This window comes from Bradyrhizobium sp. SZCCHNR1015, assembly GCF_032489875.1.
Lineage (GTDB): Bacteria > Pseudomonadota > Alphaproteobacteria > Rhizobiales > Xanthobacteraceae > Bradyrhizobium.
Window position 1 is genome coordinate 228,861 of record NZ_JAUEYW010000014.1, and the last position, 24,905, is coordinate 253,765.

At 66.6% G+C, this 24,905-nt stretch carries 24 protein-coding genes; 10 read left to right on the forward strand and 14 right to left on the reverse strand.

All coding sequences use genetic code 11. The features are described 5' to 3' along the window. Positions 1-11: 11 nt before the first annotated feature. Positions 12-728 carry a TetR/AcrR family transcriptional regulator gene (locus QX128_RS24255; protein ID WP_315804274.1) on the reverse strand — a complete coding sequence of 239 codons (717 nt, stop codon included), beginning with the start codon at positions 726-728 and terminating at the stop codon, positions 12-14. A 121-nt stretch (positions 729-849) separates the two neighbouring features. On the opposite strand from QX128_RS24255, the gene QX128_RS24260 reads away from it, so the two are divergent. The 4 genes from QX128_RS24260 (at position 850) to QX128_RS24275 (ending at position 3,967) form a co-directional block, all read left to right on the forward strand. Next, a complete protein-coding gene (locus QX128_RS24260; protein WP_316238722.1) occupies positions 850-2,274 on the forward strand; it encodes a carotenoid oxygenase family protein in 1,425 nt (474 codons plus the stop codon). A 115-nt stretch (positions 2,275-2,389) separates the two neighbouring features. Then, positions 2,390-2,974: a hypothetical protein gene (locus tag QX128_RS24265; RefSeq protein ID WP_316238723.1), complete on the forward strand. Its 585-nt coding sequence runs from the start codon at positions 2,390-2,392 to the stop codon at positions 2,972-2,974. A gap of 25 nt (positions 2,975-2,999) precedes the next feature. After that, complete coding sequence (locus QX128_RS24270) at positions 3,000-3,551, forward strand: septation protein IspZ (protein WP_315804277.1); 552 nt, start codon at positions 3,000-3,002, stop codon at positions 3,549-3,551. Positions 3,552-3,670: 119 nt separating this feature from the next. After that, on the forward strand, positions 3,671-3,967 hold the full coding sequence (locus tag QX128_RS24275) for a hypothetical protein (protein ID WP_315739925.1): 297 nt from the start codon (positions 3,671-3,673) through the stop codon (positions 3,965-3,967). A gap of 901 nt (positions 3,968-4,868) precedes the next feature. Here the strand turns inward: QX128_RS24275 and QX128_RS24280 are convergent. The 3 genes from QX128_RS24280 to QX128_RS24285 are packed head-to-tail and all read right to left on the reverse strand — an operon-like array spanning position 4,869 to position 7,855. Further along, positions 4,869-5,567, reverse strand: a complete 699-nt coding sequence (locus QX128_RS24280) for a DUF429 domain-containing protein (protein ID WP_316238724.1) — start codon at positions 5,565-5,567, stop codon at positions 4,869-4,871. Then, positions 5,561-6,196, reverse strand: coding sequence for a hypothetical protein (locus QX128_RS33260; RefSeq protein WP_410053177.1), 636 nt, complete (start codon positions 6,194-6,196; stop codon positions 5,561-5,563). The genes QX128_RS24280 and QX128_RS33260 overlap by 7 nt, the downstream gene beginning before the upstream one ends. Positions 6,197-6,199: 3 nt before the next feature. Continuing rightward, positions 6,200-7,855 carry a fumarate hydratase gene (locus tag QX128_RS24285; RefSeq protein WP_316238725.1) on the reverse strand — a complete coding sequence of 552 codons (1,656 nt, stop codon included), beginning with the start codon at positions 7,853-7,855 and terminating at the stop codon, positions 6,200-6,202. A 116-nt stretch (positions 7,856-7,971) separates the two neighbouring features. On the opposite strand from QX128_RS24285, the gene QX128_RS24290 reads away from it, so the two are divergent. The 4 genes from QX128_RS24290 (at position 7,972) to QX128_RS24305 (ending at position 10,085) form a co-directional block, all read left to right on the forward strand. After that, the gene (locus tag QX128_RS24290) at positions 7,972-8,652 is read left to right on the forward strand and encodes an alpha/beta hydrolase (RefSeq protein WP_316238726.1); all 681 of its coding nucleotides are present in this window, start codon (positions 7,972-7,974) and stop codon (positions 8,650-8,652) included. Between the two features lie 103 nt (positions 8,653-8,755). After that, a complete protein-coding gene (locus QX128_RS24295; protein WP_316238727.1) occupies positions 8,756-9,073 on the forward strand; it encodes a Kazal-type serine protease inhibitor family protein in 318 nt (105 codons plus the stop codon). Positions 9,074-9,217: 144 nt separating this feature from the next. Further along, positions 9,218-9,697 carry a hypothetical protein gene (locus QX128_RS24300; RefSeq protein ID WP_316238728.1) on the forward strand — a complete coding sequence of 160 codons (480 nt, stop codon included), beginning with the start codon at positions 9,218-9,220 and terminating at the stop codon, positions 9,695-9,697. A gap of 163 nt (positions 9,698-9,860) precedes the next feature. Continuing rightward, complete coding sequence (locus QX128_RS24305; RefSeq protein WP_315804283.1) at positions 9,861-10,085, forward strand: hypothetical protein; 225 nt, start codon at positions 9,861-9,863, stop codon at positions 10,083-10,085. 296 nt (positions 10,086-10,381) lie between these two features. Here the strand turns inward: QX128_RS24305 and QX128_RS24310 are convergent, their stop codons facing one another. The 9 genes from QX128_RS24310 to flgB form a co-directional block, all read right to left on the reverse strand. Then, positions 10,382-11,086, reverse strand: a complete 705-nt coding sequence (locus tag QX128_RS24310) for a glutathione S-transferase (protein WP_316218140.1) — start codon at positions 11,084-11,086, stop codon at positions 10,382-10,384. Positions 11,087-11,193: 107 nt separating this feature from the next. Further along, positions 11,194-12,159, reverse strand: coding sequence for a Tim44 domain-containing protein (locus QX128_RS24315; RefSeq protein WP_316180463.1), 966 nt, complete (start codon positions 12,157-12,159; stop codon positions 11,194-11,196). A 166-nt stretch (positions 12,160-12,325) separates the two neighbouring features. Further along, the gene (gene cckA / locus QX128_RS24320) at positions 12,326-14,893 is read right to left on the reverse strand and encodes a cell cycle histidine kinase CckA (RefSeq protein ID WP_315804285.1); all 2,568 of its coding nucleotides are present in this window, start codon (positions 14,891-14,893) and stop codon (positions 12,326-12,328) included. Between the two features lie 155 nt (positions 14,894-15,048). After that, positions 15,049-16,128 carry a flagellar biosynthesis protein FlhB gene (gene flhB / locus QX128_RS24325; protein ID WP_316238729.1) on the reverse strand — a complete coding sequence of 360 codons (1,080 nt, stop codon included), beginning with the start codon at positions 16,126-16,128 and terminating at the stop codon, positions 15,049-15,051. A 12-nt stretch (positions 16,129-16,140) separates the two neighbouring features. Next, on the reverse strand, positions 16,141-16,908 hold the full coding sequence (gene fliR, locus QX128_RS24330; protein WP_315716025.1) for a flagellar biosynthetic protein FliR: 768 nt from the start codon (positions 16,906-16,908) through the stop codon (positions 16,141-16,143). A 218-nt stretch (positions 16,909-17,126) separates the two neighbouring features. Then, the gene (fliQ, locus tag QX128_RS24335) at positions 17,127-17,390 is read right to left on the reverse strand and encodes a flagellar biosynthesis protein FliQ (RefSeq protein WP_008965881.1); all 264 of its coding nucleotides are present in this window, start codon (positions 17,388-17,390) and stop codon (positions 17,127-17,129) included. Positions 17,391-17,522: 132 nt separating this feature from the next. Continuing rightward, entirely contained in the window at positions 17,523-17,879 is a 357-nt protein-coding gene (gene fliE, locus QX128_RS24340; protein ID WP_315716024.1) for a flagellar hook-basal body complex protein FliE, read from the reverse strand. A gap of 16 nt (positions 17,880-17,895) precedes the next feature. Beyond that, a complete protein-coding gene (flgC, locus tag QX128_RS24345) occupies positions 17,896-18,321 on the reverse strand; it encodes a flagellar basal body rod protein FlgC (protein WP_315716023.1) in 426 nt (141 codons plus the stop codon). A 30-nt stretch (positions 18,322-18,351) separates the two neighbouring features. Continuing rightward, positions 18,352-18,759 (reverse strand): flagellar basal body rod protein FlgB, encoded by a 408-nt coding sequence (gene flgB / locus QX128_RS24350; RefSeq protein ID WP_316238730.1) that lies wholly within the window; start codon positions 18,757-18,759, stop codon positions 18,352-18,354. A 356-nt stretch (positions 18,760-19,115) separates the two neighbouring features. Between flgB and QX128_RS24355 the strand changes: the two genes are divergently transcribed. Both QX128_RS24355 and fliP read left to right on the forward strand, forming a co-directional pair. Continuing rightward, on the forward strand, positions 19,116-20,183 hold the full coding sequence (locus tag QX128_RS24355) for a flagellar biosynthetic protein FliO (RefSeq protein ID WP_315804288.1): 1,068 nt from the start codon (positions 19,116-19,118) through the stop codon (positions 20,181-20,183). Next, positions 20,180-20,935, forward strand: a complete 756-nt coding sequence (gene fliP, locus QX128_RS24360) for a flagellar type III secretion system pore protein FliP (protein WP_316238731.1) — start codon at positions 20,180-20,182, stop codon at positions 20,933-20,935. Before QX128_RS24355 ends, fliP begins: the two co-directional genes overlap by 4 nt. A gap of 131 nt (positions 20,936-21,066) precedes the next feature. Here the strand turns inward: fliP and QX128_RS24365 are convergent, their stop codons facing one another. Further along, positions 21,067-24,861 (reverse strand): tetratricopeptide repeat protein, encoded by a 3,795-nt coding sequence (locus QX128_RS24365; RefSeq protein ID WP_316238732.1) that lies wholly within the window; start codon positions 24,859-24,861, stop codon positions 21,067-21,069. Positions 24,862-24,905: the final 44 nt, after the last annotated feature.

Genomic DNA, 24,905 nt, shown 5'->3' on the forward strand with positions numbered 1-24,905 from the left:
GGTGCGTCGACCTACGCGCCCGGCGGCAGCTTCGGCACCGTGGCCCTGAGCATCGCCTCCAGCAGCTTTTCGGCCGTGGTGCCCGGCGGCGAGCGGCGCAGGATGTCGGCAAGGCGGCCGTCGAGCAGCAGCATCGTGTAGCCGTGCACCAGCGACCAGGCGCGGGCGATCGCCGCGGACTGATCGAGCGACAATTCCTCGTCGCCGACCGGACCTTCGCTGCGCGCGGCGACCGAGCCCGCGAGTCCGGCAAACGAGGCTTCCGCGGCCTCGTGCAGCGCGGGGCGAGAATAATCCAGACGCTCCGTCCGGAACATCAGTCCATACATGCCGGGATTGGCCTGCGCATAGGCGACATAGGCGCGGGCCCGCGCCATCGCCCGCTCGATCGGCGTGCCCGGCTGCTCGCCGGCCGCTTTCATCGCTGCATTGAACCGCGTGAATCCGATTGCCGCGAGCTCGCTCACCAGCCCGGTGAGATCGCCGAAATGATGCGTCGGCGCCGCATGCGACACGCCGGCCTCGCGCGCCACCGCGCGCAAGGTCAGTCCGGCCAGCCCGTCGCGCTCCAGCACGCGCTCGGCCGCTTCGAGCAGCGCATCGCGCAGCGCGCCGTGATGATAGGGGGCGGCCGGCTCGCCTGCGCTCACCGCGCGCCGCGATCGCGTCCGGGCCGCCGCCGTCGTCGTCCGGTGCCTGCTCAGTCTTGCCTGTTCGATCTTCGTCATGCTTCTCCTTATACAAGCAATTTTGACAGCGTAAAGATTAGCCTTGACCTCGGGCTTCTCGGCCGGTAGCTTTATCTTTACATCGTAAAGATAAAGCTGGCATCGAGGGGAAGGACACGCCATGAATGGACCGTCGAAAGAAACAGTCCAGCGCCGCACTCCGCGCGACAACATCGCGCCGATCCCGTTCGAGGCCGACGCGCCGTTCCTCGCCATCACCGGCGAGCTGCCGCGCGAGCTGAACGGCACGCTCTATCGCAACGGCCCCAACCCGCAATTCTCTTCGCCAGGCTCGCACTGGTTCGTCGGCGACGGCATGCTGCACGCGTTCCATCTGGAGAACGGCCGCGCGTCTTATCGCAACCGCTGGATCCGCACCCCGAAATTCGAGGCCGAGCGCAAGGCCGGCCGCGCCCTGTTCGGCGGCTTCGGCCGCAGGCTGCCGGATGCGCCGGCCGACGTCACCGATGGCGGCGTCGCCAACACCAACGTCATCGCCCATGCCGGCCGCCTGCTCGCGCTCGAGGAGGCGCATCTGCCGACCGAGATCGAGCCGGGCACGCTCGCCACGCGCGGCTATCATGATTTCGGCGGCCGCCTCCGCGGCGCCTTCACCGCGCATCCGAAGACCGATCCGGTCACCGGCGAATTGCTGTTCTTCGGCTACAACGCCGCCGGACCGCTGACGCCGGCGCTGTCCTACGGCACGGTCGATGCGGCCGGCAGGCTGACGCGCCTCGATCGTTTCGAGGCGCCCTATGCCAGCATGGTGCACGACTTCATCGTCACGGCCAACCACGTGCTGTTTCCAATCCTGCCGCTCACCGGCAGCATCGAGCGCGCAATGTCCGGCAGGCCGCCTTATGCCTGGGAGCCCGACAAGGGCGCCTACGTCGGTGTGATGAAGCGCAGCGGCGACATCAAGGACATCGTCTGGTTTCGCGGTGACGCCTGCTACGTCTTCCACATCATGAACGCCTGGGAGGACGGCAACCGCATCGTCGCCGACGTGATGCAGTTCGAGGAAGCGCCGCTGTTTCCGCATCCCGACGGGCGCCCGACCGATCCGGCCAAGTCGGTCGCGCGGCTGTGCCGCTGGAGCTTCGACCTCGCCGGCAACACCGACCGCTTCTCGCAGAGCTATCTCGACGACCTCACCGGCGAATTCCCCCGCATCGACGACCGCCGCGCCGGTCTCGCCAGCCAACATGGCTGGTACGCCTGCGCCAATCCCGACGGGCCACAGTTCGGCGCGCTGTCCGGGCTCGCCCATGTCGACGGCGCCGGCACGCGCCGGGCGACGCACCTGCTGCCCGCTGGCGACACCCTGTCCGAGCCGGTGTTCGTGCCGCGCAGCCGCGATGCCGCCGAAGGCGACGGCTGGCTGCTCACGGTGGTCTGGCGCGCCGAGAGCAACACGTCCGACCTCGCGGTGTTCAACGCCACCGACATCGGCAATGGGCCGGTGGCACTGGTGCATCTCGGCCATCGCGTGCCCGACGGCTTCCACGGCAATTGGGTCGGGGCTGACGATCCAAGACATTGAAAAGCCTTGGGTAAATTGCGAAGTCACAAGATTTTGACACTGTCAAGATTTGCTTGACCCGACGCCGTACGGACTCTAAGTATCTTGGCAGTGTAAAGATTGGCCGGGCGAACTTATGACGATCTTCCTCATCCTTGCGCCCTACGGCGTCTATGCTGCGCTGATGATGGTGGTCTCGGCCACGCTCAGCCTGGCCGTCGGCGCCGCGCTGTGCCTTGCGGTGGTGGCGCTGGATGTGATCAAGGGCCGGTCGATCAAGATCCTCGGCCTCGGCTCGGCCGTCGTGTTCGCCGCCGTAGCCGCCTACCTCCAGCTCATCGATCCCACGCCGAGCGCCTCTATGGTGCGTCTTGCGGTCGACTGCGGCATTTTCGCGCTGTCGCTGGGCTCGATGCTGCTGCGCATGCCGTTCACGCTGCAATATGCGCTCGAGGCCGTCCCTCCGGAAACCGCGGCGATTCCGGGCTTCCTGCGCGCCAATTACGTCATCACCGGCGCCTGGACTGCTTCCGCGCTGCTGATGATCGTCGGCAATCTGATGACGCTCTACGTGCCCGGCCTGCCCTATTGGACCGGCCTCGCCATCGCCTTTGCCGCCCGCAACAGTGCACTTTATTTCACGCGCTGGTATCCTGACTACCGCCGAACAAAGGACGTGGCAGCGCAGACTGCCGCCGCAATGTCCGGCCAAGATTCGTGACCGGGGTCTGCTGCAGGAGACGTGCGTGAAAGTCGTGTTTGCCAAGCTGATTGCCGACTTCCTGTCGGCCGCAGTGTTCTTCCTCCTTTACATCGCGACCGACGACGTGGTGCTGGCGACCGCCGTCGCGGTGGCCGTCGCCGTGGTGCAGGTGGTCTGGGCGCGCATCAAGGGCGTGCACCTCAGCTTCATGGCCTATGCCAGCGTCGGCCTCGTGATCGTGCTCGGCGGCGTGACGCTCCTGACCAACGATCCCCGCTTCATGTTCGCCAAGCCCGCGATCGGGCATTTCGCCATCGGGCTGATCATGCTGAAGCGCGGCTGGATGCTGCGCTACGTGCCGCCGATCGTGTCGGAGACCATCCCGGAATACGTCACCATCGCCGGCTATGCCTGGGCGGCGCTGATGTTCGCGCTCGGCCTCGGCACCATCGCGGTCGCCATGACCGGCGACATCAAGCTGTGGGTGCTCTACATCACCGTGGTCGCGGGCGGCGCCAAGGTCGCGGCCTTCGCGCTGCAGTTCATCGCCTTCCGCTTCGTGGTCGCCAACCGCCTCAGGGCGGCCCGGGCCTGACCGCTGCATCCGATCGCCGCAATGGGCTTACGCGCAAAGATGCGCTATAGGGGCGGCCGAACGCATCCTCGAGGCCGCCGCCTCGAGGTCCGCAAAGCGCAACGCCAGGAGAACGATCGATGGCTGTGGACGGCAACTGGAATCTGACCTTGAACACGCCGATGGGCGAGCGCAGCGCGACCCTGAGCGTGAAGAGCTCGGGCGCGACGCTGACCGGCACCCAGGCCGCCGAGGGCGATTCCGCCGAGATCTTCGACGGCACCGTCAACGGCGATGACGTCGCCTGGAAGGTCTCCATCACCAGCCCGATGCCGCTGACGCTCGACTTCAAGGGCAAGGTTGCCGGCGACACCATCTCGGGTGAGATGGGCATCGGCTTCATGGGCAGCTTCCCGTTCACCGGCGCGCGGGCCTGAGCGCTATTATTCTGCGTGGGCGCGTCGCATCGACACTCTCCGCTGTCGTCCCCGCGAAAGCGGGGACCTACACCCCCAGGGAGTGGTTCGAGGCACGCTGGCAATTGGCTTTTCGCCCGTCACGACGGCCGCGGCCTATGGGTCCCGGGTCGGCGCCACGATCGCGCTGTCGCGCGCTCATGGCTTGCCCGGGACGACACCGATTTTTAATCGCAGCAGTCCCGCTTCACATCTCAAACAGCCCGGACAAGCGGACGCAGCCTCGCGGCTGATAACGCCCGAGTGATGCATCGGCATGGCCCTCGAAGATGCAGAGGGCGCAGGGAAGGCCAGGCGTCGGCTGACGCCTGCGGCCCGCCTGCGAGAAAAATGCAGGCGGCAGGTACCACAGGTGCAGCCGAGAACGCCCGGCCTTCCCTGCGCGATGGTCTTCACGCTTATACGCGATCTCCCCGGTGTCCGGCTTGTTAGCCACCGTCGCCCGAAGGATCATCATCCTCCGGACTTGGCGCCAGCTTCGGGGCGCCAGGACCACGCGACTTCGCGTCCGCATATCGCCGTTCGTCGGCACACCCCGAGGGCATGCTGCGGCAATCCGCGGCCATCGCCTCCCCGCCTCGCGTGTCGTGACGATCGCGCGCAACGCCCCTCCGCAGTGAGGCGGGATGGCGAGAGAGAACCACGATTTCCGAAATTTGGCAAGTGATTTATTTTTTTCGGAAATAGGAGCCGCCATCTCGCCTCCCCGGCCGGGCATCACGCAACACTCTCTCTTTTGTCATCGAGCCCGGACTCCATCGTGCGGCAATGCGCGCGGCAAAATGGATTCCGGGCTCGCGCTGCGCGCGCCGCCCGGAATGACGGCTGAGTTTGTCGCGGCCGTCGTGCCCATATGCCGCGTTCAAAACCAGATCTGCATCGGCACGCCATGCGCGTCGCGCGGCGGCTCGCCCTCAGGGACGCTGCCGACACAGTCGCAAGCGGCGAGTGCGACGGCACAGGCGTCGAGCACGTCGTCTTTCTTGGCGCCGGTGCCGCGACGCGCGATGCCGATCCAGTCATCGATCTCGGCAAAGCCCGCGGCGATCAGCAAGGCGCGCCGCAGCGCGGCGCCCTGCTCCGTCTTCTTCGACGGCAGCGGCGCGCCGTTCAGGCGCAGGAACACCAGCTCCGGATGGGCCTCGCGAATGTCGAGGTCGCGATGCGCGCGCACGAAGGCATCGACCTCCATGATCTTGCGGCCGAGATGCCAGAGCTGGCGCGAGGCGCGCGGCTGGCGGCGGCGCGAGGCCTCGATATTCGCCTCATCGGGATCCGTGTACTCCTCCCACAGCCAGCGCCGCGCGCCAGTGAAGACGCGGGAGCGATGCGGCGTCAGCTTGTCGCGGGCGAGCTGGTCGCAGTCGCGATTGCCGTCGTCGGTCATGCCAATCGGCATATCGATGGCGGCACGGGCGAAGGGGGCTGCAAGCGCGGTCGAGATATCAGCCGGGAAGCTGATCGCGTGATCATCGCCGTCGATCGAGACAGCGACCCAACCGTTGCGGAATCCGTCGAGCCCGACGACCAAGGGCCGCGAGTGGAAATTCCCGCCTAGCACGTTCGCGTAAGCTTGTGACGCGGAGAGCAGCCACAAGACTGCAGCCGCGGCTCGGGATATGTGCGCTTGTTAGGTACTTGGACGCCACTTTCTCTAAACCACGCGAGAAGCGCCCTTTTTGATGTATCACCTATTTCGCTTCGGCGATGACCACGTCGAGCACCGATCTCGATGCGAAATTTCAGAAATTTCGCGGGCAATACAACGCCGTTCCGGCCGAAATGCCATGCGGCCTTCATGACCAAAACATTGCGCCCACCGATATCCCGAGACTGGTCTCCCAGCTGATGGACAGAGTTCCGAACCTGAATATATCCGCCGGCTCTAGGGCGATAGATATTGTCAGGACGCGAACTCCGGTCGGGCTTTTTTGTCTGAAAGCGCGAATCCCGCCAATATTGATCGAAGCTCAAGATTTCGCCGACCTCTCCAGCCCAAATGACTGCATCAGGATGCCACTTTCCATCCTTTCCTCTTAGCAGCGAGCGCCCCGCGAATGCCATCACGAGGTCGCCCACCTCAGCCAGCCTGCGTATTTCCGGTTTGCATATGGCGAGCGTTACGGAGGGCGGACCATAGTTCGGTGCGCTACCGTGATCCACTGTGATGACGTATCGCCACAAGTGCATGATCTAGCCGAGGTTCAGCTCCTTGAAAAAGTCGTTGCCCTTGTCGTCGATGATGATGAAGGCCGGAAAATCCTCCACCTCGATGCGCCAGATCGCCTCCATGCCGAGCTCGGGATATTCGACGACCTCGACCTTCTTGATGCAGTGCTCGGCGAGGTTCGCCGCGGCGCCGCCGATCGAGCCGAGATAGAAGCCGCCGTGCTTCTTGCAGGCTTCGCGCACGGCCGGCGCGCGGTTGCCCTTGGCGACCATGACCATCGAGCCGCCGGCCGCCTGGAACTGGTCGACGAAGGAATCCATGCGGCCCGCGGTGGTCGGGCCGAACGCGCCGGAGGCGTAGCCGTCCGGGGTCTTGGCGGGACCGGCGTAGTAGACCGGATGGTTCTTGAAGTAGTCCGGCAGCGGCTCGCCGCGATCGAGACGCTCGCGCAGCTTGGCGTGCGCGGCGTCGCGGGCGACGATCATGGTGCCGGTCAGCGACAGCCGGGTCTTGATCGGGTTCTTCGACAGGGTGGCGAGGATGTCCTTCATCGGCTGATTGAGATCGATCTTCACGACCTCGCCGCCAAGCGCCTGCTCGACCTCCGGCAGATACTGCGCCGGATGGTGCTCGAGCTCCTCGAGATAGACGCCGTCCCTGGTGATCTTGCCGAGCACCTGGCGGTCGGCCGAGCACGACACGCCAAGCCCGATCGGCAATGACGCGCCGTGGCGCGGCATGCGGATGACGCGCACGTCATGGCAGAAATACTTGCCGCCGAACTGCGCGCCGACGCCGAGCGACTGCGTCATCTTGTGGATTTCCTGCTCCATCTCGAGATCGCGGAAGGCGTTGCCGTCCGGGGAGCCCTGGGTCGGCAGCGCGTCGAGATAACGCGCAGACGCCAGCTTGACCGTCTTCATGCACAGCTCGGCCGAGGTGCCGCCGATGACGATGGCCAAGTGATAAGGCGGGCACGCCGCGGTACCGAGCGTCAGGATTTTCTCCTTCAGGAACGCCAGCAGCCGGTCCTTGGTCAGCACCGACGGCGTCGCCTGGAACAGAAAACTCTTGTTGGCCGAGCCGCCGCCCTTGGCCATGAACATGAACTTGTAGGCGTCCTCGCCCTCGGCATAGATCTCGGTCTGCGCCGGCATGTTGTTGGCGGTGTTCTTCTCCTCGTACATCGACAGCGGTGCGACTTGTGAGTAGCGCAGGTTCCGGCGCAGATAGGCGTCACGTGCGCCTTCGCTCAGCGCCGCCTCGTCGTCGCCATCGGTGATGACGTTGCAGCCCTTCTTGCCCATGATGATCGCGGTGCCAGTATCCTGGCACATCGGCAGCACCCCGCCGGCGGAGATGTTGGCGTTCTTCAGGAAGTCGAGCGCGACGAACTTGTCATTCGGGCTGGCCTCCGGATCCTCCAGGATGCTGCGCAGCTGCTTCAGATGGCCGGGGCGCAGGAAGTGGTTGATCTCGCCGAACGCGGCCTCCGACAAGGTCCGCAGCGCCTCCCGCGACACCACCAGCATGTCGCGGCCCAAGACCTTCTCGACCCGCACGCCGTCGGTGGTGATCTTCTTGTAGGGCGTGGTGTCCGGCCCCAGCGGAAACAGCGGCGTGTGCTTGTAGGGCGGGACGGGCTTGGACTGGTCGGGGAAGGCGGTCGGCGCGTTCATGGCGAGCTCGTGGGGTTCTAAAGATGGCCGCCCAAAGCGGTCTTGACAGGTCTGATACGCTACCCGTCGGAAGCCTTGCAAGACATGTCTCCGTACAGCAGCCGAGGAGTAAGATCATGGCGACTTTTGTCCTGATTCCAGGAGGTTGGCACGGCGGCTGGATGTACGCCGCGCTCTCGGCCAGGCTCCGGCAGGCCGGTCATGACGCCTATGCCTTGACCCTGAGCGGATTGGAGGAAACGCCCGCCCGCACCCATGCCGTCAATCTCGAGACCCACATCACCGACGTCGTCGAGCTGCTGACGATCGAAGATCTGTCCGAGGTCATCCTGTGCGCGCACAGCTATGGCGGCATGGTCGCGACCGGCGTCGCCGACCGCGTGCCGGAACGGCTCGCCGCACTGATCTATCTCGATGCCTTCGCACCCGAGAACGGTCAGTCATGGTGGGATCTCGCCGGTGACGCGTATCGCCGGTTCGTGATCGAACGCGCCGGGCATGACGGGCTGACGGCGCTGCCGCGCGAAGGCTCCGATCCGCGCCGCCGGCCACATCCGCTCGGGACCTTCATCCAGGCCCTGAACCTCCGCAGTCCGGCGCCGCCTACTCTGCGCCGCACCTTCGTCTACGCCAGCGGATGGAGCGCGACGCCGTTCACCGCGCAATATGAGCGGCTGCGCAGCGATCCCGCGTGGCGCGTGCTGGCATTTGCGTGCGGGCACGATGTCGTGCAGCACGCCCCCGACGAGACGTTCGACCTGCTGGTCGAGACGGCCCGCGAGGTCGCCGCAACATGACGCCGCGAGCAGCGCAGTGTCGTGCGGCGAGATCGATTGCGATCGGCTGCCAAATTATGTAACCTTAGATTGTTGACATATTCATTTTCTTCCTGGAGGCGTCATGACACGAGGTCTCGTTTCCATCATCGCATTCGTCCTCGCCCTGATCACCCTGCTCCCGAACTCCGCTGGTGCCGTCGGTCCCGGCCGCGCGTGCGGCGGCTTCGCCGGCATTCGCTGCAATGCCGGTCTCTATTGCGAATTCCCAGCCGGCCAGTGCGGCCGGTTCGACATGATGGGCGTCTGCCGCCGAAAGCCGACGCTCTGCCCACGCATCTACATGCCGGTCTGCGGCTGCAACTTCCAGACCTACGGCAACGACTGCGAGCGCCGCGCAGCCGGCGTCTCGCTCGCACATCCGGGCCGCTGCTGGTTCTGAGCAAGCGATCGCGCCGCTGCCGCCGGCATGTGACCGCCGTCCCGTCAACACGCGGCCACACCCGCTGATGATCTTGTGCGGCTGCGGCGCATCGCGCTTGCATGCCCCCCTCGCGCAGGCTTCAATGGCGCGGGGGTATTTGGAATGCAGTCATCGCTTTGCTCATTTGGCCGCTTGGCCGGTTTTGTTTTTCTCGTTGCGTTGAGCAGCGCGCTGCTGCCGCGGGCGGCACGGGCCGATCGTTGCGATGACGTTGCCAAGGAACTGAAGAACGGCATCGACGGCATCAAGATCGGCCAGACCGCGGCCGGCACGGTCTATCTCGCCCATCCCAAGGCACGCGAGATCACGCTCGGCTGCTCATCGAAGAATGTCAGCAACCAGTTGTTCGGTAAATCCGAACGCAAGCCGACACCGGCCTTCATCGAGCTGATGGCGAGCGCGGCGGCGATCGTGTTCACCTTGCCGAAGGACGACATGCAGCGCGGCGTCACACGCTGTTACCGCCGGCTCGGAATCTTCCGCGGCGACGACGTCGCCAGCCGCTACCGCCGGCTCGACATGCGTTGCGCCCGAACCAAGACCGAGTCCTCGATCACGATCAGCCGCAGCAAGGACCAATAGGCCGGGGGTGACGCGAGAGCCTTGCGGTTTCTGCGCCGGCGGCAGCGACCCGTTCACTATTCGCCGCGCCACCGACAGTTGCAGACAATTCAAACGATCTGCTTGACGAAGTTTTCGTCAGGGATGGCCACGCTTGTCGCAACACCAAGCGAGGAGCTGGACCATGTCCGTTTCGAGCGTTTCGTCGTCATCGCCGCCGCCCTCACCGCCGCCGGTCTCGACCGAGACGACCAAGCCGCAGACCCAAGACACCCAGGCGCGGAACCAGACGCAGCAGAGCCAGGCCGTGAATCCCGCCAAGACCGGCGACGAGGCGGCCGCGGAGAAGCAGGCCTCGCGTCCGCCGCTGCCGCCCGGCCAGGGCACCCGCGTCGACATTCTCGCCTGACGATCCCACACCCTCAGGCCAACTTCGTATAGCGGCGGCGCCTCAGGCGCCTGCCGCTATACGTGTGAGCGGGGCCCTGGCGGCGCGGCGATCCACGTGGTTTTGGAGCACGCGCGCGGCTCGCTCGGGTGAGGCGTTACAGGTCTACCGACACCCACTTCCCGTGCGGCCGCCCCTCACCCCAACCCTCTCCCCGTGAAGAACGGGGAGAGGGAGCGCAGCGCCGACGAGGCGCCAGCGAGGCTCTCAGAGGAGCACGCGAAGCTCGCTTCAGCATGACTGCACGCCCTCAGCCCTCAGGCATCCAGCGCCTTGTAGTGGCGGAAGATGCCGTCTTCGTTGAAGGGGATGCGGCGGTCGCTGGCCAGATAGGCCGAAATGTTCGGCCTGGCGGCGACGCGGTCGTGCAGCGCGACGAGGCCTGGAATGTTGCGCTCGAATGCCGTCATGCGATGGGGAAAGGCGTAGCGCAGGCCGGCGACGATCTGGAACAGCGACAGGTCCACATAGGTGAGCCGGCGCCCGGTGATGTAGGCGCCACCGCTTTTCGATAGGAGCTGCTCGAAATAGCCGAGGAATTTCGGCACCCGCTCGCTCCAGAACTCGGCGGTGCGCTTTTTGGCCGGCGCGCGCTGGTCCTCGTAGTACAGCGTCGGCCCCAGCGGATGATGCGTGTCATGGATCTCGACGACGAAGTCGGTCACGGTGAGCTGCAGCTGATGCACCCAGAGCTGGCCGGCTTCGGTCTTCGGTGCGAGGCCATGGCGGCTGCCGAGAAACAGCAGGATGTTGGCGGTCTGGCCGATGACGCGGCGGCCCGCTCTCAGGAACGGCGGCGCGAACGGCGGCGTGTCGCTGTCCGCCGCCATCATCGCCGTCATCGTACCGATGCCGTCCTCGCGCGCGACATCGCGATAGGCGGCGCCCGCCTCCTCCAGCGCGAGACGCACATATTCGCCGCGGCCCTGGATCATGGGCCAGTAGTAGAGCTCGTAACGCATGGGCCATCCTCATTGCCTGTTCATCGCGGCACGCCACTATAACCACGCGCAAAGCAAAAGCGCCGCGGATTGCTCCGCGGCGCCCGATGTTCGTTCGACCTATGGCGTCAGCCGACCTGCTGGATCGCCGACAGCTGCCAGTCGGCGCCGGGGTGACGCAGGAAGGTCCAGATCTCCGTGACCTCCTGCGGCTGGTCGGAGCCGTCGACAACGCGGCCCGAGGCGCGCTCGATGGTCTTGTCGGCCAGGGTGAAGCGCATCGCGACCGTGGCGTAGTCGGCGCCATTCTCGCGCCAGGCTTCGGCGAGGTCGCCCTGCAGCAGCTTCACGGCGCTGACCTTGTTGACCACGCCGCGGGCCTGGTTCTGCTCGAGATCGCGCTCGAAATACGAGGCCATCTCGGGCGTCGAGAGCAGGCGCAGGCGGCCGACATCCTCGTTCGACCAGGCGGACTGGATCTCGCCGAGCAGCCGCTCGAACGCCTCATAGTCCGCCGGCTGGATCTGCAGCGGAGGCGCAGTGTTGCCGCCGCCCAGGCCGCCGAAGCCGCCGAGACCACCGAAGCCGGAGCGGAAGCTCTGCTGGCCGTCGGCCGGCGCCGGGCCGGCGGCATAGGCCGGCTGATTGCGGCGCTGCCACCAGGCCATCGCCATGCGCACCAGGAACACCACCAGCAGGACCTGGAGGATCAGGCCGATGATCGAGGCAAAGCCGCCGAGGCCGGAGAACAGGCCGCCGCCGAACAGCATGCCGAACAGGCCGGCGCCGAGAAAGCCGGCGGCGAGGCCGCCGAGCAGGCCACCGGCGCGGCCGCCGAACAGGCCGCCACGCGCGGGCGCAGCCGTGTTGAAGCCGCCGGGCTGGCCCGGCTGGGTGATCGTCCTATTGAACTGCGACGCCGATCCCGGCGCGGTCGTGGTCGAAGGCGGCGCGGAGAAGGTGCGCGTGCCGCGGGAGCCCGAGCTGGAGCCGCCGCCGATCCGGGCGTCGGCCGCCGAGACGGCGAGCACCGTCGGCAGCGCCAGTGAAAGGGCCACGGCCATCGCCTTGAGGAGGCCGCTTTTGCGCTGCATGAAGCTCATCTGTGTTTCCCATAATCCCCGGAATGGGGATGCCCGTAAGATGGGCACAACCCACGAAAAAGGAAGGCGGCACGAGGCCGCGCGGCTGCGGCGCTGGGTCGCGGGATGAACGCGCTCGCGCGCAATCCCCGGGAACCTGTCAAGGAACTCCGGTAACCTATTGTGGCGCCATGGTTTCCTTGACCGCCGCCACGAGCTGGCTGAGCGTGAAGGGTTTTGGCAGGAAGGCGAATTGCTGGTTCTCCGGCAGGCTCTTCTCGAACGCATCCTCGGCATAGCCGGAGACGAAGATGATCTTGATCTCCGGATTGCGCTCGCGCATCGCCTTGAGCAGCGTCGGCCCGTCCATCTCCGGCATCACGACATCGGACACCACGAGATCGAGCACGCCGTCGCACTCCTCCAGCGCCTCCATCGCCTCGACGCCGTTCGACGCCTCGATGACGCTGTAGCCCCGCGAGCGCAGGCCGCGCGCGTTCAGCGCCCGCAGGCCCTCCTCGTCCTCCACCAGCAGGATCGTCCCCTGCCCGGTCAGGTCGGCGCGCGGCTTCGGCGCATCGGCGGCAGCCGGCTCCTTGGCGGCGCCGTTGACGGCCTGCGGCTCGACCTGGACCTCCGGCACGACGATGTGGCGCGGCAGGAAGATCTGGAACGAGGTCCCCTTGCCGACCTCGCTGTCGACATAGATGAAGCCGCCGGTCTGCTTGATGATGCCGTAGACGGTCGACAGCCCGAGGCCGGTGCCCTTGCCGACCTCCTTGGTCGAGAAGAACGGCTCGAAGATCTTCTCGCGGATCTCGGCCGGAATGCCGGTGCCGGTATCGCTGATCTCGATGCGGACGTAGTCGGCGACCGGCATGCCCTTGTAGGCGGCCTGCGCGACCTCGTCGGCCGAGACGTTGGCGGTCCGCACCGACAGCTTGCCGCCATCGGGCATCGCGTCGCGGGCGTTGACCGCGAGGTTCACGACCACCTGCTCGAACTGCGAGACGTCGACCTTGACCGGCCAGAGGTCGCGGCCGTGAACCAGGTCGAGCTTGACCTTCTCGCCGATCAGCCGGCGCAGCAGCATCGTCAGGTCGGACAGTGCGTCGCCGAGATCGAGCACCTGCGGCCGCAATGTCTGCCGGCGCGAGAAGGCGAGCAGCTGCCGCACCAAGGTCGCGGCGCGGGTCGCGTTCTGCTTGATCTGCATGATGTCCTGGAACGACGGGTCGGTCGGCTTGTGCGCGTTCAGCAGGAAGTCGTTGGCCATCATGATGGCCGAGAGCACGTTGTTGAAGTCGTGGGCGATGCCGCCGGCGAGCTGGCCGACCATCTCCATCTTCTGCGACTGGTTGATCTGGTTCTCGAGCGCGCGGCGCTCGGTGGTCTCCAGCATGTAGACGATCGCAGCTTCCGTCTCGCGCTCGTCCTCGTCGACCGCGGTGACGAAGAACTGGCCGAAGCGCTCCTTCGGCCCGTCCAGCATCACCTCGACCGGCGGAATGTCCGCCTGCCCCTCGGCCGCCTGGTTGATCGCGGCGATCAGCAGATGCCGGTCGCGCTGGCTGACGGCGCGGAAGATCGACTTCGCCGCCGCCGCATCGCCGCTGACGCTCTGCGCGAGCTTGGCGAAGCGGGCGTTGGCGCGCACCACGGCGCCGCCGCGGTCGACGGTCGCGATCGCCATCGGCGTATGGTCGAAGAAGCGCATGAAGCGCACCTCGGCGGCGCGCTCCGGATCGGAGCGCTCGTCGCGGGCGCGGCTGATGACGAGCGTGCGCGAGGCGCCTGGCTTGCCGTCGGCGCCGAAGGCGAGCTTATGGTAGAGCCGCGCCGGCATGGTCTTGCCACCGCGCATCTTCAGGTCGATGTCGAACACCTCGGTGCGGACCTCGCCGGGCACCGCGACGATCGAGCTGAGCAGCGAGGCACCGTCGCCCGAGACGACGTCGGCGAGCTTCAGCCCGCCCGAGCCGATCTCGGCGAGATCATAATCGAGCCAGTTGGCGAGCGTGGCGTTGACGTAGACGAGGCTGCCTTCCGGATTGACCGAGAAGAAGCCGCACGGCGCATGGTCGAGATATTCGATCGCGTGCTGCAGCTCCTGGAACACGTCCTCCTGGCGCTCGCGATCCCGGGTGATGTCGGCGATCGACCACACCGCGTAGCGGGCATGGCGCTTGGTCTGGCCGAGCGGGCGCACGCGCATCCGCAGCCAGCGCCCCTGCGCGCCTTCGGCCGCGGTGATGCGGACCTCCTCCTGCTGCCGCTTGCCCTCGCGCGCCGCCTTGAGCAGGCGGAACACCGCTTCGGAGACATCGGGATTGCCGATGAAGACGCGCTCGACGGGACGCGCCTCCTGCGCGGTCGCTGCTCCCGTCATGTTGAGATAGGCGGCGTTGGCGTAGACGACATGGCCGCGCGGATCGGTCACCGCGAGGCCATCGAAGGCGTGATCGGCGATCGCGCCCAACACCGGATCGTCGGTCGACTTGTCGGCGAAGCGGACGATGCCAGCGGCGAACGCGAACAGATTGAACAGGCCGACGGTGGCGAGCAGCGACAGCAGGCCGAGAATGTAGGGCTGCGCCTGGGCGCGGCCGATCGTCATCAGCGCGATCGCGACCGCGACGAGGCCGAACGCCACCAGAAGGATCAGCAGAATGCTGCCGCTGCGGCGCGGCCGCTCCGGCAGGCCCGCCTGATCCTGTAACCCATCATTGTCGGAATCGGCGCTCATGGCTCGGGGACGCGACCTGTCGGCTGGGAGCCCCAGCCCGTTCGCGCGGCTCCCCCTTCCACCTGCCTGAATCGACGGGTCAAGCGCAAGCCCGTCAAGCCGATATTCCATGATTTATCCGTATTTTGCGGTCCGTCCGGGGACCTGCTCGGTTGTCATTGCGGGCGCCCCGAGAGGTTGCGCCGCAGCCCCATCACGTAGCCGATGATCTCAGCGACCGCGTGATAATGTTCCACCGGGATCTCCTCGTCGATCTCGACCGTGGCATAGAGCGCGCGCGCCAGCGGCACGTTCTCGACGATCGGGATGTCGTGCGCCTTGGCGACCTCCCGGATCTTGAAGGCGATGTTGTCGACGCCCTTGGCGACGCAGACCGGTGCCGACATGCCGCGCTCGTAGGACAGCGCGACCGAGTAGTGCGTCGGGTTGGTGATGATCACGGACGCCTTGGGAACCGCGGCCATCATGCGCTTCTTCATGCGCTGCTGGCGGATCTGCCGGATGCGTCCCTTGACGTGCGGGTCGCCTTCCGACTGCTTGAACTCCTCCTTCATCTCCTGCACCGACATCTTCTGGCGCTCGTACCATTGCCGGTACTGGAACAGGTAGTCGCCGATCGCGACCAGGGCGAGCAGCGCGACCACCGAGCCCATCAGATGCGTCGTCAGCGAGATCGTGACGCCGAGCAGCTCGCTGACGTCCATATGCAGCAGCGATTCCAGGCGCAGCCGCTCCGGCCACAGGATCATGACCATGACCGTGCCGAGCAGCACGAGCTTGAAGAGACCCTTGGCGAAATTGGCCGCGGCCTGCTTGCCGAACAGGCGCTTGGCGCCGGCCAGCGGCGAGATCTTGCTCAGGCTCGGCTTCATCGGCTCGCCGGACCAGACCAGGCGATGCTGCATCATGTTGCCGGCGATCGCCGCCAGCATCACCATCAGGATCGGTACGCCGATTGCCGCGATCACGGCGAACGACAGGCTGCGCGCCAGCGACAGCAGGCCGGCACCGTCGGTCTGGATCATCCAGGAATTGGCGATCAGGTTGCGCATCGGCACCAGCACCGCGGTGCCGATCGAGCCCGAGAAGGTCGACATCACCAGGGTCGCGGAGGCGATCACGAACCAGGTGTTGAGCTCCTGGCTCTTGACGACGTCGCCGCGTTCGAGCGCCTGATCGAGCCGTTTTTGCGTCGGGTCTTCTGTTTTGTCTTCGGAATCGGCTTCATCGGCCATCGGTCAGGCCCCTCACCGCGGCATCATCTCGTGCATGACGCCTTCGAAATAGCCGAGAAACGTTCCCATCATCGCGGTCAGGACCAGCGCGAAGATCAGGAAGCCGATCAGGATCGAGAGCGGCGCGCCGACGAAATAGACCTGCATCTGCGGCATCAGCCGCGCCAAGACGCCGAGCCCGATGTTGAAGACCAGACCGAACACCAGGAACGGCGCCGACAATTGCAGGCCGATCTTGAAGGCCGCAGCAAACGCCTTGGTCGCCAGCGAGGCGACGTCGCCGCTCGGGATCAATTCGCCCGGCGCGAAGATCTTGTAGCTGTCGCTGAGCGCGGCGATCACCAGGTGATGGCTGTCGGTCGAGAACAACAGGGTCACGCCGAGCATTGTGAGGAAGTTGCCGATCAGGACGCCCTGCTGTCCCTGCGTCGGATCCACCGCGGTGACGAAGCCGAGCCCCATCTGCTGCGCGATCACGGAGCCCGCGACCTGCAGCGCCGACAGCGTCACCCGCGCCGTCGCGCCGAGCACGATGCCGATCACGATCTCGTGCACCATCATCACCAGCAGCGGCGACAACGCCTGCAAATCGACCTGATAGGCCTGACGGTGCAGCGGCAGCACGATCATCGTGAGCAGCAGCGCGGTCGCGAGCTTGATGCGGACGGGGATGTTGACCTCGCCGAGGCCCGGCAACAGCATCACCATCGCGCCCACGCGCGCGAAGGCCAGCATGAACACGGCGGCCAGCGCCGGAAGGAAGGAAATATCGATGCGCATCGTCCGCCGTCACGGCCCTTTCGACCGCATGCTGGTGCGGCACGGCGGTCTTTGAAGAGACAACCTGCGAATAGACAGCCTCAGACGAGTCAGCCTGCGAAGAGCTCGCCCGAAAGGCTGCCCGCGCACGGCCGAAAGCAGCAGCGCCCCCCGCACTGCTCCTTACGACCGCTCGCAGCGCCCTCACGCAGGCCTGCCCTGCCGCCCCGGACATTGCCTCATCCGCCGATGATTCGCGACGAGATCCGCATCATGTGCGAATGCAGCGCATCGGCCATGAACGGCAGCGCCAGCAGCAGCGTCACGAAGATCGCGATGATCTTCGGCACGAACACCAGCGTCTGCTCCTGGATCTGCGTGAGCGCCTGGAACAGCGAGACGACCACGCCGACCACGAGGCCGACCACCATCAGCGGCGACGACACCAGCACGATGGTCCAGATCGCATCGCGCGCCACATCGAGCGTTTCAGCTCCCGTCATGTCCTGTCGTTCCTCACTGTCGATCGGCTCCGGTCCGGCCCCGCGTCAGCGCGCATCGCGCGCAGTCGCGGCAGACCGCAAATCCCCTGGGCGCATCAGGCACGTGGCGGCCTGAAGCGTTGCGAGCAGCGCCTAGATCGTCATCTTCATCACGTCTTCATAGGCCTGGATCACGCGGTCGCGCACCGACACCAGCGTCGACACCGCGACGTCGGTCTCGGCGACCGCCGTGACGACATCCATGACGTTTGCCTTGCCCGCGGCCATCGCGACCGCCTGACTGTCGGACTTGCGTCCGGCCTCCATCACGCTGCCGATCGCGTCCTTCAGCACCGCGCTGAATGACGGACCACCCTTGTCGGCGCCGTTGCCGCTACCGAGCACGTCGCGCACGCGCCCAAGGCTGCCGAAGGCACCGCTTGAGCCGCCGGTGTCGAGCACGCGGGCGGAATTCGCATAGGCATTCGCTGCGGAGATTGGGGAGGCCATGACTTTCGTTCCTGTCCTAGGTCTTCAGAATGTCGAGTGTGCGCTGGATCATGCGGCGCGTGGCGCCGATGATGTTCAAATTCGCCTCGTAGGACCGCTGTGCATCACGCATGTCGGTCATCTCGATGAGCGGATTGACGTTGGGGTACTTGACATTGCCGGACGCGTCCGCGGCCGGGTTACTGGGGTCGTATTTGACGCGGAACGACGACTGATCGGGCACCACCTTGCCGAGTGCCACCACCTTGGCGTCGAGAGCACGGTCGAGCGCCGAGGTGAATGTCGGGACCTTGCGGCGATACGGATCGCCACCCGCCTTGGCGGCGGTCGAATCGGCATTGGCGATGTTCTCGGAAATGACGCGCATACGTCCCGCCTGCGCACGCAGGCCGGAGGTCGCGATGCTCATCGAGCGCAGGAAATCGCTGGAGTCGTTTGCCATGCTTGTCGGTCTCCGTCCTTAAACCCGAGCTCAGCCCTTGCCGATCGCCGTCTTCAACAGATGCAGGCTCTTGCCGTACAGCGAGGTCGCCGCCGCGTAGTCCATCTGGTTGGCGGAGACCTTCAGCATCTCCTCTTCGAGGCTCACCGCGTTGCCGGCGGGCCTCGTCTGAAATCCGACCTTGCGGTTCTGGTCGAAGCTCGCGCTCTCGCCCGACGACGGTGCGATGTGCGCGGTGCTGGTCCGGGTCAGCGACAGCGGCGCAAAGCCGCCGACCGCCTGGCCGGTCGAATCGAACTTCGGCTCAACCAGATCCCTCGGCTTGAAATTTGGCGTATCCGAATTGGACACGTTCTCGGACAGCACGCGCTGGCGCTCCTGATGCCATTGCATCTTGGTCCGCAACGCCGACAACACGGGGATATCGTTGATGGACATGGCGCTGCTCGGTTGTGTCCGACTACCGGACGGTCTGGGTAGGTAGAAATTGCCGTGCATATGGTTAACAGGGAGTTAAGAAAGGGTGCGATGCCCACCGGGACTATCCCGGTGTTTTGACGATTTCTTAGGAAAGTGCCGGGCTCCCGGCCGACCGATGCATCATTCCGGGACGGCACGGCTCGCCAAGAAGTCGTTTTGGCCCGGCCGATTCATGGGTTATTAAGAGGCCGAGCGGCAGTTCCTGCCGTCATGCGTTAACAGGTTGGTTCCGGTTCTGAAGCTCCGTTCGTTGCCGGCGATGCGTTGGACAGACGAGAGACTTCGAAAGGACGCGGTATTTGCCGGGGACAGAGATGCAGGCACTGACGTTCTTTTTTGCATTCGTAGCGGTGCTGGCGCTGATCGGCCTCGCCGCGTGGCTGGTCCGTCGATTCGCGGGGAATCGTCTCGGCACCAACCCGAATCGCGGCCGCATGCCCCGGCTCGCCGTGATCGATGCCGCCGCCGTCGATGGCCGCCGCCGTCTCGTGCTCGTGCGCCGTGACAACATAGAGCATCTTCTGATGATCGGCGGGCCCACCGACATCGTGGTTGAGTCCAACATCGTGCGCGCCATGCCGGCGCGCGAGCAATTGCCGCAGCGGCCGGGCATCAATGCCGAGCCGCCGGCGGCGCGCATCGCGCCACTGCCGGATGCGCCGTCCTGGGCCGACAACGAGCCGAAGACCGAGGCCGCCGAGCCTGCCGAGCTGCAGATGCCGGAGCCGCCGCAGCGCCCGATGCGGCCGTCGTTCATCGATGAGGTTCGCCGCACGGCGCCGGCTGCCGCAGAGCGGCGTGAGCCGGCACCGGCATTCCCGCCGGAACCACCGCTCCCTCCGCGCCGTCCCGATCCCCGCCAGGACCTCCGGGCGGACGTCCGTGGAGAACCGCGCGGCGGAGACGAAGCCCGCCTGGAGCCCCGCCCTGAGCGGGTGATCCGCGGCGAGCCGGGAATGCCACGCCCGCTGCGCCCCGCCGAGCCGCAACGCCAGGCCGAGGCGCCGCGCGCTTCCGAGGGGCCCCGGCTGCCGCCGGTGCGGAATGCTGAGCGCGCAGCCGAGCGCGTCGAACGCGTGGCGGCGCCGCCGCTGCCGCCGGTGGCCCAGATGCCGCCGCCACCGCCCCCGGCTGCCCCGCCGCCCGCAGCGGCCGATTCGAGCGCCGAAGCCAATCTGGCCGAGATGGCGCAACGGCTCGAGGCCGCGCTGCGGCGTCCGTCAGCCGATCCGTCGGCTGCTCCGGCCTCGGGTCCCCCGGCGCTCCGGGCGGCCGCGCGCAACGAGCCGGCTCCGGCGCAAGCCGCGCCGGTCAAGACCAGCTTCGAGAACCTGGAGGACGAGATGGCCTCGCTGCTCGGACGTCCGAAGTCGTCGCAGTGAGATCGCTGCTTCCCCCGCGTAGAGTTGTCTTCATCGCTGTCCTGACTGCCGCCGGTTTACTGGCGGGACCTGCTGCTGCGCAGGACATCAGCATCAATCTCGGCGGCGGTGGCGGCGGCGGCGTCACTGAACGCGCGGTCCAACTGATCGCGCTGCTCACGGTGCTGTCGATCGCGCCGTCGATCCTGATCATGATGACGTCGTTCACGCGCATCGTGGTCGTGCTGTCGCTGCTGCGCACGGCGATGGGCACAGCGACCGCGCCGCCCAACTCGGTCATCATCGCGCTCGCGATGTTCCTCACGGCGTTCGTGATGGGCCCGGTGCTGCAAAAATCCTATGATGACGGCATCCGGCCGCTGGTCGAGAACCAGATCGGCGTCGAGGACGCGCTGCAGCGCGCCTCGGTGCCGCTGCGCGGCTTCATGCAGAAGAACGTGCGAGAGAAGGACCTGAAGCTGTTCATGGACCTCTCCGGCGAGCCGCCGCCGGCGACGCCCGACGAGCTGTCGCTGCGCATCCTGGTGCCGGCCTTCATGATCTCCGAGCTGAAGCGCGCCTTCGAGATCGGCTTCCTGCTGTTCCTGCCGTTCCTGATCATCGACCTCGTGGTCGCCTCGGTCTTGATGTCGATGGGCATGATGATGCTGCCGCCGGTCGTGGTGTCGCTGCCGTTCAAGCTGATCTTCTTCGTGCTGGTCGACGGCTGGTCGCTGGTGGCAGGCAGCCTGGTGCAGAGCTATGGCGGGTAAGAAGAACCATGGCGCCCGATCCGGGCCTCGCCCTTCGAGACGCCCGCCTATGGCGGGCCCTCAGGGTGAGGGGAAGTAGCTTTCCCTGGCCGGCTTGGTCATCTGATTGGATCTCCCGCTCTGCGCTGAGATCAACGGCCGGCGATCGCCTGCTTGACACCCTGGATGCGCGGCAGGGCGCCGGTCGCCTCCGACGGGGCCTTCGCAGCATCCTTGCCGCCGTCCGGTCCTTTGCCGGTGGCATCCGGGAAGCGCGCCCGCATGTCGCGAAGGAAGCCGTCCAGCGTATCGACGCTCGCCGCCATCTTCGCGATCTGGGCGAATTCGGCGCTGGAGCCGCTCGCCGGCTTGCTGGCGACGTCGAACGCGATCTTGTCCGCCTCGCCGGTCATCAGCGGCGCATATTTCTCGCGGAAGCGGGCGAGGCCGATGGCGTCGTCGGCGAGCGCATAGCCGACCACGGCGCGCAGGATGTCGCCGCGCTCGGCAGGATTGAGCGGACGGAAATCGCGCCAGCGATCGCCGTAGTAGAGCTCGATCTGCTCGGACGCCTCGCGCCAGCGCCGCGACGCCCAGTAGATGTCGGAGCGCAGCCGGATCGCCTCGCGGCCGCCGATGTTGCTGATGATGTCCAGCCCGAGGTCGTAACGACCGATGTCGCTGTTGGCGCGCGCCTCCAAGAGCAGCCGCTGCTGGCGCAGCTCGCCCGCGAGATCGGCGATGCGGGTGGTGCGCAGCGCCTCGATGGCACGGTCCGGCTTGCGGTTGGTGAGGTAGACCATGGCGAGACGCGCGGCGACCTGGGCGCGCGCCGCACCTTCGAGGCGATGGTCGACCTGGTATTGCAGAAGCTCGGCGGCCTGGTCGAGCAGGTCGATGCCGACCAGGCGGTCGGCGAGCTTGCGGATCATCTCGTCGCCGCGGCGGCCGATCGGAGTCAGCTCGCGAAACCCGTAGAAGATGCTGAGCGCATCGACCGGCGGAAGCTCGTCGGCCTTGCCGCTCAGGAACAGCTGCGAGAACAGGCGGGAGGCTGCATCCTGGGCCTGCCGCGCCAAGTCGGAGTTGGGCATCAGGCGGGTGGCCTGGCGCGCGGCCTCGAGCGAGTCCGCGTAGCGCCCGGCCTCCTCGTAGAGCTGCGCCATCATCTGCAACGTCTGCACCTCGATGGCATCGCCGCGCCAGATCGCCTGCAAGGTCTCCAGCTCCTTCAGCGCGTCGGACGGCTTGATCTCGCCGCGCTTCTGCAGGAGCTTGATCTCCAGCAGCTTGGCCTCCGCGGCCGCCGGGCGGTCGTCGGAGTTCACGGCGAAGCGATAGTCGTCGAGCGCATCCTTCTCCTGCGCCATCGCCTCGGCGAGCCGGCCGCGCAGCACGGCGATGTCGGGCTTCATGTCCGCGGGCACGCCGATCACGTCGATCTCGGCGCGCCGCTTGGCGGCACCGGCGAAATCCTTGATCTCGAGCGCCGACTTCATCGCATCCGCGATCACGATGCGCTGCAGGTCGAGCGGCAGCGAGGCGATGGCGAACTCGACGTTCTTCAGCTTCTCGCGCGCGTCCGCAAACTTGCCCTGCCGGGCGAAAGCGAGGCCCTTCCACATCTGGGAGTCGAAATTGTTGCCGATCGACGGCGTGGCGAGATCCTTGAGGCCCTGGTCCGGCCGGCCCATCAGGATGCTTGCCACCGCGTGGATCATCAGCATGGCGGTCTCGTCGGTGCGCGGATCGGCGTCGGAGATCATCAGATTGGTGACACCGCGCGCTTCCGGATACATCGCTCGCGCCATGTAGAAGCGCGCCAGCGCCAGCCGCGTCTGCGCCCGCCGCTCCGGCTCGGCGTTGGCCGCGGCCTTGATCAGGAGATCCTCGCGCGGCACGAACGGCTGGGTCTGGTTCTGCTGCCATTCGTCGATGTCGAACATCGGCCTGACAGCGGTCGGCGCCCGTTCCGGCGAAAAGCCGATCGACGACAGCGTCAGCCCGCCCGGCCGGCCCAGGATCACCTTGTCAGGCGCGATCTCGACGGCGAGGTCATCCGAATTCGGACGCACCGCGATGCCGTGGATGGAATCGAGCAGCGACAGATCGACGAAATCCTGGCGCTTGATGAAGCCGCGGATCGGCGGCGGCGCCGTCACGACCAGCAGCGTGTCGCCGGCATCCGGGTCGGTCAGACGGTGCAGCATGCCGGCTCCGGGATTGGCGAGCGGCACCATCACATTGGCAAGCGCGGGATCGGTAACGTTGCGCATCACCATCAGCGGCTGCTGATTGGCTTGGCCCTTGTCGGCGAACGACAGCGTCCAGCTGCGCCCGCCATCATCGCTGCCGAGCGAATGCATCTGCGGGCGGTTGAGCCGGATCCGGATCGCCTGCCCGTTATCGAGCGGCATCCTGTTGACCTCGCCGATGATGGCGCCGCCCTTGGCGCGGATGGGCTCGACGTCGACGGGCTTGGTCGAATCGAACACCATCCATACCGTATCGCCGCGGCGGAACAGCGCCGCCGGCGTGACCTGGCCGAAGCCGAAGGTGAGCCGCAGGCCCTCGCTGTCGCGCAAGGCCTCCAGGGTGGCGGCTCCATTGGCTGCCTTCTCGGCCGGCTTGGTTTCGGCAGGCTTGGTTTCGGCCGACTTGGTTTCGGCCGACTTGGCCTCTACAGCCCTGGCTTCGGCCGACTTGCTCTCGACGGGCTTGGCGGCTTCGGCTTTGCCGGCCTCCGGCTTCATCGCCTCGGGCTTCGCCGGTTCGGATTTGGCCGCCTCGGATTTGACAGCTTCAGGCGCAGCAGCTTCAGGCTTGGGGAGCTCGGGCGCGGCTTCGGCCTTCGCGGCGGCCGGCGCGGCAGCAGCAGCTGCCGACAGCGCAGGCTCGGCCGCGGGCTCGGTGGCTGGCGCCGCGACCGCAGGCGCCGGCTTGGCCTCCGTCTTCATCTCCTTGGCGATGGTGTCGGAGGTCGGCGGCACGATCTCCGGCTGCGCAGCCTGCTTCGGCTTGTCACCATTGGGCTTGCTGCCGTTGGGTTTCTCGGCCGCGGCCGCCTTGGCGCCCGGCAGCGTGTCCGAGGAGACTGCGGAGACCTTCTTGTCCGGCTGCTGATAGGCGACGTCGATGTTGTAGTTCTTCTCCTCGCGGAAAGCGCGAACGTCCACCTCGCCGATCAGGCCTATCTCGACGACAGTCCTGCTGCCGTCGATGCGCTGGTTGATCGCGGCGACGTTGGGCGGCGAAACGATCTTGGCGTCGGCGAGATCGAAGGACAGCGGCGCGGTGAAGAACAGCGACAGCTTCTGGTCGTTGAGCACCGAGGAGATGCCGACGCCGTCGGGGATCTCGAACACGAAGCGCACGAAGGTCGGCTGCACCAGCGCGCGCACCCGGATCGGCGGCCGCTTCTTCGATTCCGCCTCGGCGCGCTGCAGCCGCAGCGCCTTCTCGGCGGCGCGCGCGCGCTCGGCGAGTTCGCGCACGACCTCGGCCGGCAGCGGCGGCGGCGGGCCGGTCCAGCTGTCGGGCAACAGGTCGATGAAGACGCGCTCGCCCGCGGTCATGGTGTTGACGCGGACCTTGCGCGACAGCGACAGCCGCAGCGCCGAGCCGTCGGGGTCGCCGCGGGCCGACGAGATGTAGTCGGGCGCCGCATCGACCCAGCGGTCGATCGGAACGGTGGCGGGGCGATCGAACCTGATCAGCAGAATCGAGCCGGCGGTGGTGACGTCGGCGCTGACGTCCTCGGCGAATTTCAGCACCAGCCGCGCATAGCCGTCCTGAGCCGACAGGCTCGCCTCGCCCGGCACCGGTGCAGCGCCCGCCGCGACCGTGGACAGCACCAGGCCGATGACGATGGCCGACAGCAGCGCGAGGCCGGCGCGCGCCCGTGCGCGGGCCTTCGACCGCAATCCAATGGGAGTCGTGCGCGCCATGGTCACAAGCTTCCGGTTCGACATCCGTTGACTTGACGGATACG